General features: G+C 71.6%; 1 protein-coding gene. It reads right to left on the bottom strand.

The annotated features are described in order from the left end of the window. The coding region (locus I5731_RS00020; RefSeq protein ID WP_197309307.1) for an IS110 family transposase at window positions 1-204 on the bottom strand (204 nt) is incomplete at both ends.

The raw sequence follows: 204 nt of genomic DNA, 5'->3' as shown, positions 1-204 counted from the left end.
GCGCTTGTCGCGCTGACGCTCGGCGACCATCATGGCGATGATCTGCCGCCGGCGGGCGACGAGATCGGCGAAGATGCGCGTTTCCTCGTCTGGCAGGGCGCGGGCCTCCGGCCGGACGGCGTCGGCGAAGTGCGCGATGACCGCGGCATCGATGGCGTCGGTCTTGGCGTGCTTGCCCATCGCCTGCGCGAAGCAGCGGACCCG

Source organism: Methylobrevis albus (assembly GCF_015904235.1).
GTDB classification, from domain to species: Bacteria; Pseudomonadota; Alphaproteobacteria; order Rhizobiales; family Pleomorphomonadaceae; genus Methylobrevis_A; species Methylobrevis_A albus.
This window is presented reverse-complemented; position numbering and strand designations above follow the sequence as displayed.